Here is a 14069-nt window from a genome sequence, read left to right as displayed (position 1 = left end):
GTACGCAGCCTTGGTCCGCTCCAGGATCTTTTTGTGGGACGTCCTTCTTTGGTTTCACTTTTTTGATATGATTTTTATTCATACGTTTTTTTCCTTCCATATACTTTTCCTAACTAGCGATCCTGCTATGTTTATAATATTTTAATGCCGTTGCGACCAAACTGCGGGTTCTATAGCAGAATTGGCCGTCTTTTTTATGTTTATTCCCAGTTGCTTGCTTATGAATGAACATGCAGCCGCCACCGCACATAAAACGTGCCCAGCAGTTGCCGCAATTGTTCTTTTCAATAAGTGGTGCCGCATACTCCTCAAGCTGTGAATCATTAATGATGGTGCCTTGGCCCACTTTTTCTGATTTATCATTCACATCCCAAGGACATGTGAATACACCGTTGCGTGCGTCGATCATCAAAAACGATTTTCCCGCGCCACAGTGATTTTCTGTCTGTTGTTGCTTATCTAAAGCATCGAAATACTTTTCAAACAGACTGATTTTTCTAAGTCCTTGTTCGCCGTCTTCGGCATATGCTTTTTTCGCGACCAAGTTCATTTGTTCAACAAATAAGCGATTGCTGTCATCATCGTTTTCATCCACCGCGAAGGTGAATTCATAACTGTCGACATTTAAAGATCTATAAAACTCAAAAGCCGCCACCAAGTCTGTATTTTCGGTGTTAAAGACACCGTGAACGCCTAAGTGGCGTAAAGACGATTTTACCGCCGCTAATTTTTTAAGACCGGCTAAAGTCATTGCGGTGCTGCCTTGTCCGTTTTTAGCGGGACGCATGCGATCGTTGATTTCGGCGGGCCCGTCGATACTGACGGTCACGCCCATGTTCAAACTAGTTAAAACTTCCAAAGCTCGATCCGTGATCAGTGTTCCGTTTGTCACAATACCGAATTGAGCCGTGATATTTCTTTCCGCCGCGATCATACGAACGTAGTTGCCGATTTCTTGAATGCCATCTGGATAAAGCAACGGCTCGCCACCTAAGAATTGAATTTTGAAGGTTTCGCCTTCCGCAATTCTTTCTAGGAAAAATTTAATTTGTGGCAAAGTTTTTTCAACATTGATTCTGGTTTGTGGTGAGCCATAAGAGCCATCGCCACCGGCGGCACAATAAGTACATTTCAGATTGCAAATTTGGGTGACGTTCAAGATAAGCTGGCGAATGTTGCGCGTGCTTTTTCCGCGCAAAACTTCTGGACTGTTTTCAAGTTCCCAAGCTTCAATTTGGGCCTGCAAGGAAGCATCGCTGCCATTTTCAAGCTGGTTCCAAAGCTCTTCAGAGATCTCGGCTACTTCCAAATTTCGGGCGTGGAAAGCCATGGGAGCATTTTGTCCTTCTTTGAATGCTACAATGTCTTTAAAACGTCGTTGTTCCATAGCAACTTGGGTTTTATGCAACTAGTGTTCCAATGTGGGATGAATTATTCTTAAAAATAATCTAGTAAAATCAATAAGATGCATGATGGGAGCTGGTGCTTTTCGCGCCTAACTCTGGGAAGCCTAGGTGCAAAAGGAAACTATTTCACGGAGCGTCAGGCTTGAAGACAGTTATAGGGATAAACTAGATCTTAATGATATTGGGTATAATCCGATAGGATGGCATGATCAGTATTGTTCGAACATGGGGAGTGAAGCTTATTGTTTCTTTGGCTACCGCAGTTGTGGTGTCCCTTCTTATCTCAGCGGTGCGCCTAAGCTATCTAGATGCGCTTTTTTTAGACCTGCGAAATTATCTGACCTCTCCGACCTACAAAAGAAGTGATATCGTTTCCATCGATATTTCAGAGCTGAAAAATAATAAAGAAACCCTCGCCGTCGAGGATTTGATTGCAAATATCCGCAAAATTTCGGCTTGGGAACCGAGTCTGCTTCTTCTCGCAGTCAAGGCTGTGGAGATCCGTGATGTTGGGTTGTTGGAGGAAATAATTGAGTCTTATCCCCATTTTTATCTTTACTCGAAGTGGGGAGAAGACGGATCGTTTGCGCAATCAAAATTTAAGGAGAGTCCTAAAAACTTAGTTCTGAAACACACGGTGGATGCCTCCCTCCCCCCTTACGATTACAAGACCCGCCGTTTTGTTTTGGCTATGGATACGGGGCCTAGATACGATACCGATCTTTTGAAATTTAACTCGGTAATCCCAATGTTCAACGCGGATGAAGGCTTGGGATCTGGAATCTTAACCGTCTATGACACCAAGCAAGTAAACTTGCGATTTTATTATCCGCCCTCTGTCCCTGAAATCCCTCTTTCAAAAGTGAAGAAAGAAGATGTTGCATCCAAGATCGTGATTCTTACGACCCGAGATAACTACACAGGAACCATTAAGCATCCCTATGCGCGGTTTGGTTACGAAGAAGATAAATCCACTAACGAATATTTTTCCTACGGCTCTTATTTATTAAATGTTTACGCAAATCTGAAGGATCGTGAATACGTTCACGAGCCTTCACGGACAGCGAATATTTTCTGGATATTTATATTTTGCTTTTGCAATTTATCTCTTCTAATGATCCTTCAGCAGTCTCCTAAAAAATATATTATACTTTCATTTTTGATTATTCCCATTGAGTTTCTCATGGGGCTGCTGACCTTTTATTTCACCAATGTGAATTTTGATTTTTCTAGAATTTTAGTAGTCCAGCTGTTGATTCAATACGTTGGAATTCCTGTCATTCTAATCAATTATCTTCGCCGTTCCGATGCCGAAAAAATCGCTTTTCAAAAAAAAGCCGAACGAGAAAAAGTAAAGATGAAATTCGCCTTAAAGGTGGCCGAGGCCGAGGTTTTAATGAAAATTGCGGCTAAGGTATCCCATGACTTACGTGGTCCGATAATGGCTCTGCAAATCGCATCCGAGTATTTGAAGGGGCGTGTCGAACCTGAAGTTGGATCATTGATTGTGGAGTCTGCAGCTCGAGTGCGCCATATCGCGGACGATACGCTGAAGGCTTATAGAAACGAAAAGTCAGAAAAAATTTTACCAGTGGTAAATGTATTAGAGGTTTTAAAAGAGTTAATTGCATCATATCGTCAGATTTACCCTCAAGTTTTGTTTCATATTGCGGATGACGGTTTTTTTGGGGTGCAAATTCCTTTTTATAGTTTGCAGCGCTCAATTTCAAACATCCTTAACAACGCCATAGAGGCTGGGGGAACTGAAGTCAGTATTCGTATTAGATCCTTTGATGAATCAGTTCAGGTGATCATCGCCAATAATGGACCTCAAATCCCTGACGAAGTTAGGAAGAAATTGTTTCAGGAGAGAGCGACCTTTGGGAAAGAGGCCGGTACCGGTTTGGGTCTTTATCAAGTTCGAAAAGAAGTTGAAAGCTATGGAGGCTCGGTGGCTTTGGATACGGAGGAAAAAACGGCCTTCATCATATCGATGCCGAAAGAGCTAAGGCCCTTTGTGGTTGAACTAGCTGACAATGTTTGGGTGTTAGAGCGAAATAGTGATGTTGGGGCATTATTGGCATCCGTCCCGGACGTGCAAGCATTATCTATCTCTAATTTGAACGAGGGCAGAGAGATGCTGCGGAAGTGGACAGGATCTGAGCCGCTGGTACTGGTGGATATCTCTTTTGAAGATGGTGAAAACACTGCATTTGACTTTTTGGAACTTATAAACGGCAGTGGCCTTGGGCGAGTCCTTTTATTTTCCACAATTATAGATCATACTGAAATTCAAAAGATTGCCGATTCTTACGGAGTTCAGCTTGTCGAAAAATGGCGTTTAATAAATTCGATCGAAAATCTGGCAAAACCCTAGGACAAATTGTGAAAATTAAAATCATCGTGGGGAACGAAAATAAAGAGATCGAATCGGAAGAGGGCCGGACTTTACTGGACCTGGCGCTAATGGCGGGCATGGCTCCGCCGTATTCTTGCATGGAAGGTCACTGTGAAAGTTGTCGAGCTTTGGTAAATGGGAAGCATCGTCTGACGTGCCAGACTGTACCATCGTCTATGGGGGCGCTTGAGGATCTTGTTGTTGATTACAACAAAGGCTAGACCGAACAATATGAATTGATTCGTGTCTCTAAACACAAGTATTCTAGTTGAAATATGTCGCTAGTCGTAAAATTTTGGGGAGTTCGCGGGTCTTTGCCCTCGGCACCACCACCGCAGGAATGGTCATATCATATCGAAGGGATTCTAAGGAATTTCTTTAGTTCCGGTTATCGTGAACCATCACAGATTGCGAAGTACCTGCAAAGCATGGAAACACCGCTTGTCGGGGGCTATGGTGTGGCGACAACGTGCGTGGAAATCCAAAGCCCTCAAGCTCAACTGATCATCGATGGTGGCAGTGGCATTCGCAACTTAAGCGAAGCCATCATGAAGGGAACCACGGGTCGATCTAAAGGTCCTTTCCATATTTTTATGACTCACTTCCATTGGGATCATGTGATCGGTTTGCCATTTTTCACGCCGCATTTTATTCCAGGTTGTGAAGTTCATTATTATGGGGTGCAGCCGGAGCTCGAAAAACTGATTCGTGGGGTTTTTGCCAAGCCCTATTTTCCTGTTCCCTTTGAACAACTTAAATCCAAAGTTTTTTTTCATGTCTTGGAACCGCGCAAACCATACCAGCTTGAAGACATGACCATCACTCCCTATCAATTAGATCATCCAGATCCTTGTTGGGGATTGAAAGTTGAAAACGGTGGTAAGGCCTATGCTCATTGCGTGGATACGGAATGCACGCGCGTGACTCGCGAAGAGCTGGCTGAAGATTTGCCGTTGTATCAGAATATTGACTTGATGTATTTCGATGCGCAGTACACGTTGCCAGAGCTCGCCGAAAAAGCTAATTGGGGTCACAGTGCCGCGCAAGTCGGGCTTGATATTGCCTTAAGAGAAAATATTAAAACTGTGCTTTTTGCCCATCATGATCCAGGTGCAAGGGTTGAACAAGTTTTAGAATTAAAACGTCAAACGCGTGAGTATTACGAATCGCGTGAAAAGTTTGCTTCGCAAAAAGATCAAAAGCTAAGTTCTGTTAAATGGGATTTCGCCCACGAGGGATTAGAGATTTATCTCTAAAACCCGCTTGGTACTTTCGCAGCATCAAAAATCAGTTCGACCGAAGTCGGATCACCTTCTTTAAAAGCATTTAAAGACTGTAAGGTGTCTTGATCCAAAACGACCTTCTTGGTGTTTTCTGGCCATGGGAAATCTTCGGCGGGAAAGCGCGTTCCCATTTTTTTCATAAACTGAGTCCAAACCGGAACAGCCCCGTTTGATCCGGTTAACTTGTGTGGGGTGTTGTTGTCATAACCCACCCAGACAACCGTTGTTAGATAAGGTGTGAAGCCCGCAAACCAAGCATCGCGATTGTCACTGGTCGTTCCGGTTTTTCCCGCTGCCGGATTGAAAAATCCATTCAGTGTGATTGAACGGGCCGTTCCGGAAAGGACAGTTTGTTTCATCATGCTGACCAAGCTTGCGGTGGCCGCGGCATCAATGGCTTGGGTCGGTGCCGGTTGATGGACAAAGATTTCTTTTCCGTCAGAATCTACGGCGCGACGGATGAAAGATAGATTTTGTCTTTTTCCCATGTTCGCTAAGGTCATATAACTTTGCAGAACTTCACGTGGATACATTTCGAAAGCACCCAAGGTCATGGCGGGGAAGGATCGCAACTGAGAAGTCACTCCAGCTTCATGAGTGATATCGATGATATTACCCAATCCGACTTGCAGTCCTAACGAGGCAGTGGCCGCATTTAAAGAATTTTTTAATGCGTAAAACATGGGGACGGAGCCGAAATAAGCTTTGCCGTAATTGTCCGGCGACCAAGCTTGCCCTTCGTATTTGTAAGTGAATTTTTCATCGTTCAATAAGGTGATGGGCGTATAGGGCTGACCCTCTGGGGTGTTATTCAATAAGGCTGTCAGGTAAACGAAAGGTTTCATCACCGAACCAATTTGTCGATGCCCGTCAATCGCACGATTAAACTGAGTCATACGATAATTGCGACCACCCACCACGACACTGACAAGGCCGGTGGTATTATTGCCAACTAAAATGCTTCCTTCAAGACTGTTCTTTTTTTCTTTAAGGCCTTTGATGTATTTATTGTTTTTTTCTAAGTTGTCCAAGTGATTACGTAAAGATTCTTGCGCAACTTCTTGGGCCTCTAAATCCAGGGCCGTGTAAATCTTTAACCCATCAGCACTAATGCCTTGCGCTTCTAATTGCTTACGAACGGCATCTAGATAGTACGGCGCGGTTTCTGATGCCAGCGTGCGGGTTGCGCTTGGCAGCGGATTTTTGTCGGCTTCATTAAAATCTTCTTGAGAAATAAATTGCAAGCCCAACATTTTTTCTAAAACGGCATGACGACGACGTTCTGCATTTTCAGGATTTTTAAACGGATTAAATCGGCCAGGGCTGTTGACGATCGCGGCAAGTAAGGCGCATTCACTTAAATTTAGATCCACAAGTTCTTTGCTAAAATAGAAGCGGGCGGCCGAGCCATAGCCGCGCACCTGAAAGGCGCCGTTTTGTCCCATGTAAATGACGTTCAAATACGTTTCAAGAATTTGGTCCTTAGAAAATCGTGATTCTAAAAGAATCGACATGACGAATTCTTGAGCTTTACGTTTCAAGGTTCTTTCAGAGGTCAGGAAGTAGTTTTTTACCAGTTGTTGAGTGATCGTGCTGCCCCCTTGGGCTTTCCTGCCTGCAGAAATGTTCTTTAAAACGGCGCGAAAAATACCTTTGAGGCTGACTCCGCTATGTTCCAAAAATTGGGCATCTTCAATCGACATGATCGCGTTAGAACATGTCGGTGGAACCTCACCCAAGGTCACTGTCTTTTGCATCAAAGGTTCGATGCCAATATATTGAGCAAGCAGCGGTGCTTCACTGTTGGCTTCGGGGACTTCCACGAACGGGGCGCCTTTAAAGATTTGTGAGATCAGTCCGTCGTTTTGTACCACTAAAACTTGAATGGAGCTGTCCACGTCTCGAGTCTGCGTTTCTAGGGTCACCCAGCCGATGCAAGATTCTTGATTTTCCCGCAAGCCCACTTGAAGACGGGCTGCGCACTGTTCGCGATCAGCAATGAAATAGTCCCCAGGTAAGAGACGTTGGTCATAGTCACGACGGCGATAGTTTTGACGCAGCAATTGCTTTTCGACGTCTGCAACTTTGATCAAACTGTGAGTGAAAAAAGTGGGCGGAGCGGCGTAATACTCTGTCGGCACGATGAACTTTTTTGATTCTAATTTTTCGTTCAGTTCTTTGCCGAGCGCATAGTAAGCATAGGCCGCAATGCCAAGCCCAAAGATGATCACAAGCGTCACAAGGATTGTAAAAGATTTCAAAATGGTCTTTAATCTGGGTCGCAACATATAAGAACAAGCGTAGTACGAAAGTTTCTCGGAGGCTACCTGTTTTGAAAGGAAGAGGTTGTGGCTAAGAAGAAAGCTTCTGCAAAAAAGTCCAACGTTAAAAAAGTCGCTAAAAAGACTGTTTCAAAAAAACCTGTAACGAAATCTACAAAAAAAGTTTCCGCAAAATCGAAAAAGGCCGCGAAAGCTCCCGCAAAAAAAACGGCTGCTAAAAAAACCATTACAAAATCAAAAGCTAAGGCCAAGACGCCGGTGAAAAAAGCGGCTCCCGCGAAGGGGAAATCGAGCGCACCCACTGTTGCGACCTCGAAATCTGAAAAGATCGTGGATCTTAGTAACTTTGTGACGCCCTTGGATGATCGGTTGATTATTCAAACGGCGGGCGCAGAAAAGATGACGGCGGGTGGATTGTACATTCCAGACACCGTGGCGGATGTTTCTGGAAACTTGCAAGGTCACGTGGTCGCTGTCGGTCGAGGACATTTAGGCAAAAAAGGCCATGTTCGTCCGATGGACGTTAAAGTAGGCGATAAAATTGTTTTCTCTGAATTCGCGGGCACAAAAATTACAATTCAAAATCAAAATCTGATCATCCTCCGCGAGGGCGATGTTTTGGGTGTGGTCTCAAAATAAAGGAAAGAACATGAATAAAAATCTTTTGAAAGCCTTAGGCCTTTCCGTCGCGTTGATGTCGAGTGCGGCTCAAGCCATGACATTGGATTGGAGCGGTGGTTACCGTTTTGAATGGACCGAAGTGGACCGTCCAACTTTAGGAACTCCTGGTGGCCGTAAAGCCTATGGTTTGAATTCACTTTATTTAAGCCCCAAGATCATTGCGGCTGACGGTGTGAATGTTATTTCACGCTTTGATGTTTTAAACAGCTATGCTTATAGCAACACGCAAATGGGTGAAATCTGGGGACTTAACTTGAACTCAGAGGGGCCCGCAGCGTCGAACAATCAAGGCTCCAGCCAACTTAAAGTCTCTCAGTTATACCTTAACGTGAATCAAGAATACGGCTCATTGATTGTCGGTCGTGCGCCTTTTGAATTTGGTCTTGGTATGACTTACAGCGCGGGTACGGGGGCATTTGATCACTTCTATGATACGCGTGACATGGTTGCTTATAAAATTGTTGTGGGTGACTGGTTCTTTATGCCGATCTTGGGCCGCAAGCAATCCAGCGATTTCGGTCAAGGCGGAACGCTGACGACGATGGGCGCGCAGTTGCAGTACAAAAGTGAAGCCAACCGCACGATGTTAGGTGTTTTTGTTGAAAACACAAAAGGTGCTAAATCAGTGTTGGGCTACAAAAATGCAACCGACTATGATGGTGATGGATTCAATAATGACATGAGCGTGCAACGCACGAACTTTGCTTTCGGTCGTGACTTTGATGCGTTTGGCTTCAAATTAGAAGCGGGTTTTGCCTCTGGTGAAACAGGTGTTACTTCAGGCGCGAACTCGGTGAAAATGAACGGCTATGGTATCGCGACTGAGCTTTATATCCCTCGTGGTGAATCTAAATGGGATTGGAAATTAAAAATGGGTGTGGCAACAGGGGACGATGGAAATTCCACAGACTTTGGCACATTCTCTTTCAATCGTAACTATGACGTGGCGATGTTGTTATTCAATCATCGTTTAGGCCAAAGAGATTTCTTGGGCACAAACTACATGAAAGACACGACAAACTTAAGCGTAGGCAACTCTGCCGATGACGAAGCGATCAGCAACGTGATGTATTTTGCGCCTTCAGTGAACTATGCATGGAATGAGCGTGTGGATGTTCGTAATACCTTGATTTACGGACAATTGATGAACACGGTGAAAAACTCTGTTGATTCATCAAAAGATCTAGGCCTAGAATGGGATATAGAAGTGGTTTACAAACCGAGTGAACGCATTCAGTGGGTAAATCAATTGGGTCTTCTGGCTCCTGGTGCCGCATTTAAAAACGGCGCTGATGGTTTAGAGACCAGCTTTAATTATGGATTTGCATCTAAAGCCGCCATCAGCTTTTGATAACAGCACGATTGCTACTTGTACGACAGCTTGATGACTTAATTTACGACATTTTGTTTGGTGGTGAGCAGGGCCCCGAGGGAGAAATCCCTCGGGGATTTTTTTTCTTTCTTGCGAAGTACGGTCTAAGTGTAAGGCCTCATTGCAAAAAATAAAAAATTCCGAAGGAGTTCTTCGGGATTTGGAATGCAGGAAACGGACCCTTCCTGGGTCCGTTGGAGTTACTTATATTTTTTTTGGCTTTGGTTATTGGCCGCGTTGTAGCATGATTTGTGAGCGCAATTGATCTCTTAGGATGCGGTTTTCTTCTGTAAGCTGAGTCAAGGCTCCGAATTCAATACCGTTGTTTGCTGTTGCTACTGGATCCTGCAACGTGGTTGTTGAGCTTGAGTTTAGTGTGTTCAAGCCCAGTCTTGTTGAGATTGCAGCCGATGGGGTTGAACCTACGACTCCGCGGTTGGCGGTGCCGTTAAGGCGAGAACTCAAATCTGCACCATTAAAAGCGTCAACGCCTGTGTTCGGTAGGCGGCCTGTTGCGGCCCACTGATTCATGAAAGCGTTGATGCTGTTTTGAACATTGCCAGAACTTAGTAGGTACGCATCGTATTGAGCTCTTGCTTCGCCCGAACGGATGTATTCGTTGCTAATGGCTGTGCGTAAGGCGGAGCTTGTTGTTGTGCCTAAGCCTTGAATCACTTCGGGAAGGTTGCGGTTTAATGTCGCTGCTTCTTCAAGGTATGCAATATAGTTTGCAGAGTTGCGATTGTTTTCTGCTTTTTGCATCGCCTTTTTAATCTCTCTAGCATACTGAGCGACGATGGTTTTTTCGGTGTCGATGATTTTGGCGCGAAGATCGGCAAAACGACGAGTTTTATCTTTGCCTTCACGGATCGACGGAATGCCTTCATGAAGTTTGCGGATAGCATCTTTAGCTACGTCCATCAACTCTTCAGGATCGCCGTCAACTGCTGAGTCTGAATCAGAGTCTCCATCCAACAACATGTCGATTTCATCAAAACCGGCGTGTCTTTTTGGAGCGCGAGCGCGCGCTAGCTCTTTGGCCGCTTCACGAGATTCTTCGACTTGGTCTTCAAGGAGCCCTGCGATGTGCTGTTCGTAAAATTCTAAAGCTTCTTTGTCCGAGATTTTTTTAGCATTATTTTTTAATGCCGAAACGAAGTTGTTAGAGAAGCATTTTAGCTTATCAGAGTTCGATTTTTTCTTTTCGCACACATCTAAAACTTTGATATCCAAAATGCCGCTTGCGATGACTTTGTCGTCTTCTTCGCCACCAGCTTGGACTTCATCTTTTTCTGAAGGTTTTGGAACAACTGAAAGATTGTCTTTAATATGCTTCATTAAATCGACATTGAGTTTGCTGATGTCGCCGAAGTTTTTGCTAGTTAATGTAATCGCCTCTACTTTACATTCTAAGCAGAATTTTCCTTCCGCATTTCTTTTAACTAAGGCAGTGACTTGATCACCCTCACCCTTGATATACGGAATTTTAATAAGATCACCACTTTCCGTGACGATTTCGCCTTCTTTCATTTCTGAAGAAGCAAATTCCGCAGAGAAGCCTTCGCGGCTTGTCTTATCGTTGTAAGAAAAATTCAGGCCCAAGACGGCAAGCAGTGCTGCTGTCATGACCCACTTATTATTGGGGATAAAGGTTTTCATAAGTCCTCCTAGTTAATGGGCGCATCCCGGCCCTTTTTTCCTACTTAGATGTAAAGCGAAGGCCGGGCCAAACAGGGGTATTTGAAAATTCAGGGCTAACTTCGCGGATTTTTTATGAGTTCTCATGTTGAGAAAAGGCGGAGGCCAAGAGGGGCCTTGTCGAACTTCTGGTGTTTCACTCTGATATTGTTTAAAAATTCTTTAAATTCAGATACTTATGGTGTTTGGTGGGTATGAAAAGCAGAACCCCTAATAACGACGTTTTCGGTCACTTTTTAAATGCTATCTTGCCTATTGAGCGTGATTCATACATAACTCCCTCGATGAAGTTCCACTTTCTCTCTAGTTTTAAACCTGAAAATATCGATGCTGCCGATTGGAATAATTGGACCTGGCAGCTTCGCCATTCGCTTAAAACTCAAGATGACTTCTCTCAACATTTCGAATTAACCAAAGATGAGTTGTTGGCGTTCCAGCAAGGCAAAGAGCTTTTTAACGTGCGCACGACACCTTATTACGCGGGTGTTGCGAATAACTCTAAAAGCGATTCGATCCGTAAGATCTTAATGCCCCATCGCTATGAAATGGCCGAAGGACATCAGCAGATGCTGGATCCTTTGGGTGAAAAAAAGAACAATCCCGCGCCCCGAATTATCCATCGCTATTCTGATCGCGCCCTTTTTTTGATCACCGATATTTGCAGTGTTTATTGCCGTTTTTGCACGCGCAAACATTTCACGGGACAAGAGCAAGCCTTCATCCGCAATGAAGAATACGAAATGGCGATCAGCTATATTCGTAAACACACCGGTTTGCGCGAAGTGATTTTGTCTGGCGGAGATCCGTTGACGGTGAGTGACGGACAGTTAGATCGCGTCTTAAGTGATCTGCGCCGTATTGATCACATTGAAATCATTCGCATTGGTTCGCGCATGCCGGTGGTGTGCCCGATGCGGGTGACGGATGACTTGGTGAAGATCATCAAAAAAAATAAGCCGGTGTATTTGATGTCTCATTTTAATCATCCGGACGAGCTGACCTCCGAAGCCGTTGAGGCTTTAGAACGCTTGGTGGACAACGGAATCCCGGTGATGAATCAAATGGTTCTTTTAAACGGAATCAATAATCATCCAGCATTGATACAGGCCCTGAACCGAAGACTAGTGTACTTGCGCGTAAAACCTTACTATATGTTTCAGTGCGATCCTTCCATGGGCACGGATCATTTACGCACATCTATTGAAGACTCGTTAGAAATTCAAAAAGAATTGTGGGGGCATTTGTCTGGATTGGCGATGCCGAATCTTTCCGTGGATATTCCTAACGGTGGCGGCAAAACTTATTTAGTTCCGAACTTCCAAGTGTCTCAAGATGGAAGAGTGCGCAATTATGTAGGATGGGATGGCGTGGAAGCACAGTACATCAGCCCACCAGAAAATCAGATTCGTAAACCTGATGCCTCCGCTTACGAATGTGAGTGGAATGACCTAAAAAATTCGAAAAAAATTTGATTTCTCAAAGCGCTACAAGCCTTTTCAATAATTTCTAAAAATTCGTTCTTACGTCGAGTGAAGTTGGAAAGCCAATTCCCGAAATAGGTATTGAGGTTAAGACAATGGGAATGAGAATTACAACAAACATGGCCGCCATCAATGCTCAAAGAAATTTGGTCGGCTCACAACGCGCTATCAATGATTCGATGGCGAAATTAGCTTCAGGGAGTAGAATTAACAAAGCCGCAGACGATGCCGCGGGTCTTGCAATTTCAGAAGGATTGAAAGCTCAGATTCGTTCTGCCAATCAAGCACAGCGTAATGCTAATGATGGTATTTCCATGGTTCAAACAGCCGAAGGTGGTTTGAATGAAATCGGCAATATCGTGGTTCGCCTTCGTGAATTGGGCATTCAAGCCGCTTCGGACACGGTTGGTGAAAAAGAGCGCGGCATGCTCAATAAAGAAGTCGTGCAATTAAAAGAAGAAATTCAACGTATCGCCAAATCCACAACCTGGGGAACGACGAAGCTGTTGGATGGCTCTGCTCCGATGTTTGATTTCCAAGTCGGTATTGGTAATGATGCCTTTGCGGATCGTATTAGTTTTGATGCGGGTTCTCACCAAGCCACCTTAGATGCTTTAGGACTTTCGGGGATTGATTATTCAACCAAAGAAGGTGCCCAAGAGGCCTTGGCGAAGTTAGATGATGCGCAGACCTCCGTCAGCGGAACGCGTGCGTATTTAGGGGCTTTGCAAAATCGTTTGACGTCAACATCTGATAACTTAGGTGTGACATCGGAAAACTTATCGGCCGCGAACAGTCGTATTCGGGATGCTGATATTGCCGCCGTTTCCAGCGAAATGATTCGAAATAATATTTTGCAACAAGCAGGTACATCAGTTTTAGCTCAAGCCAACCAGTCTAATCAATTGGCCTTAAAACTAATCGGATAGATCTTTTTGCCCGGCTTTTTCTAGCCGGGTCTTTTTTATTGGGGCGTGTACTCAACGCTTAAAAACGCATAGTCGTTTTCCACACCTTGGCTGAAATTCAAGCGCTCGATGTCGGATTGATTTTTAAAATTTATCCAAGTGCTTCCGGATGAAAATTTGCGGGTCATGTCTTGATCGCGATCAATCACCCAATACAAGACTTCTAAAGAGTTTTTACCTAATTGAGGTTTTTCGTGTTGGCGTGCCAAAAAGTGAACCCGGAAAGTTCTTAAATATTTGGTGCCTTTGCCACACCAAACATCAAAATCGTGCATAATGGGTTCGTGCAAGTAATGAGTGCATTTTAAAGTGAACTCGCCATCAGCCGAAGAATAACTGAATTTGACTTCACTTTCATGAACTTGCTGATTTTTAGCGGCAAAAGATGTGGAAGAAGAAATAACAAATAAAACGGATAATAAAAGAGTTTTCATCTGCATACTTAAACCCTAGCAATGGGGTTTAAAGTGGGGCAGTCCAAGACGACGTGATCAAGACTT

11 protein-coding genes are annotated in these 14069 nt (G+C 44.3%); 7 read left to right on the top strand and 4 right to left on the bottom strand.

The genetic code is table 11. The features are described 5' to 3' along the window. Positions 1 to 109: 109 nt before the first annotated feature. Positions 110 to 1387, bottom strand: coding sequence for a radical SAM/SPASM domain-containing protein (locus tag AZI86_RS03660; protein WP_061835042.1), 1278 nt, complete (start codon positions 1385 to 1387; stop codon positions 110 to 112). A gap of 881 nt (positions 1388 to 2268) precedes the next feature. Between AZI86_RS03660 and AZI86_RS03655 the strand changes: the two genes are divergently transcribed. The 3 genes from AZI86_RS03655 to AZI86_RS03645 are packed head-to-tail and all read left to right on the top strand — an operon-like array spanning position 2269 to position 5060. Further along, a complete protein-coding gene (locus AZI86_RS03655; RefSeq protein WP_157684614.1) occupies positions 2269 to 3783 on the top strand; it encodes a sensor histidine kinase in 1515 nt (504 codons plus the stop codon). Positions 3784 to 3791: 8 nt separating this feature from the next. Beyond that, positions 3792 to 4025: a 2Fe-2S iron-sulfur cluster binding domain-containing protein gene (locus AZI86_RS03650; RefSeq protein ID WP_157684613.1), complete on the top strand. Its 234-nt coding sequence runs from the start codon at positions 3792 to 3794 to the stop codon at positions 4023 to 4025. Between the two features lie 54 nt (positions 4026 to 4079). Next, complete coding sequence (locus AZI86_RS03645; protein WP_061833732.1) at positions 4080 to 5060, top strand: MBL fold metallo-hydrolase; 981 nt, start codon at positions 4080 to 4082, stop codon at positions 5058 to 5060. Here AZI86_RS03645 and AZI86_RS03640 read toward each other — a convergent pair. Continuing rightward, a complete protein-coding gene (locus tag AZI86_RS03640) occupies positions 5057 to 7348 on the bottom strand; it encodes a transglycosylase domain-containing protein (protein WP_253715673.1) in 2292 nt (763 codons plus the stop codon). The two genes, AZI86_RS03645 and AZI86_RS03640, sit on opposite strands and share 4 nt — an antisense overlap. An 87-nt stretch (positions 7349 to 7435) precedes the next feature. Here AZI86_RS03640 and AZI86_RS18970 point away from each other — a divergent pair, with 87 nt between their 5' ends. Both AZI86_RS18970 and AZI86_RS03630 read left to right on the top strand, forming a co-directional pair. Continuing rightward, on the top strand, positions 7436 to 8008 hold the full coding sequence (locus AZI86_RS18970; protein WP_081111773.1) for a co-chaperone GroES: 573 nt from the start codon (positions 7436 to 7438) through the stop codon (positions 8006 to 8008). A 10-nt stretch (positions 8009 to 8018) separates the two neighbouring features. Then, the gene (locus AZI86_RS03630; protein ID WP_061833730.1) at positions 8019 to 9401 is read left to right on the top strand and encodes a hypothetical protein; all 1383 of its coding nucleotides are present in this window, start codon (positions 8019 to 8021) and stop codon (positions 9399 to 9401) included. 246 nt (positions 9402 to 9647) lie between these two features. On the opposite strand, the gene AZI86_RS03625 is transcribed toward AZI86_RS03630, so the two are convergent. Further along, positions 9648 to 11081 (bottom strand): hypothetical protein, encoded by a 1434-nt coding sequence (locus AZI86_RS03625; protein ID WP_061833729.1) that lies wholly within the window; start codon positions 11079 to 11081, stop codon positions 9648 to 9650. A 233-nt stretch (positions 11082 to 11314) separates the two neighbouring features. On the opposite strand from AZI86_RS03625, the gene AZI86_RS03620 reads away from it, so the two are divergent. Together AZI86_RS03620 and AZI86_RS03615 are read left to right on the top strand one after the other, a co-directional pair. Next, positions 11315 to 12592, top strand: coding sequence for a KamA family radical SAM protein (locus AZI86_RS03620; RefSeq protein WP_081111772.1), 1278 nt, complete (start codon positions 11315 to 11317; stop codon positions 12590 to 12592). A gap of 104 nt (positions 12593 to 12696) precedes the next feature. Continuing rightward, positions 12697 to 13530, top strand: a complete 834-nt coding sequence (locus tag AZI86_RS03615; protein ID WP_061833728.1) for a flagellin — start codon at positions 12697 to 12699, stop codon at positions 13528 to 13530. 35 nt (positions 13531 to 13565) lie between these two features. On the opposite strand, the gene AZI86_RS03610 is transcribed toward AZI86_RS03615, so the two are convergent. Next, positions 13566 to 14009, bottom strand: coding sequence for a hypothetical protein (locus AZI86_RS03610; protein WP_061833727.1), 444 nt, complete (start codon positions 14007 to 14009; stop codon positions 13566 to 13568). Between the last annotated feature and the right edge of the window lie 60 nt (positions 14010 to 14069).

It is taken from the genome of Bdellovibrio bacteriovorus (assembly GCF_001592735.1).
GTDB classification, from domain to species: Bacteria; Bdellovibrionota; Bdellovibrionia; order Bdellovibrionales; family Bdellovibrionaceae; genus Bdellovibrio; species Bdellovibrio bacteriovorus_D.
Note: the sequence above shows the minus strand (reverse complement) of the source record. Positions and strands in the feature narration are given on the sequence as shown.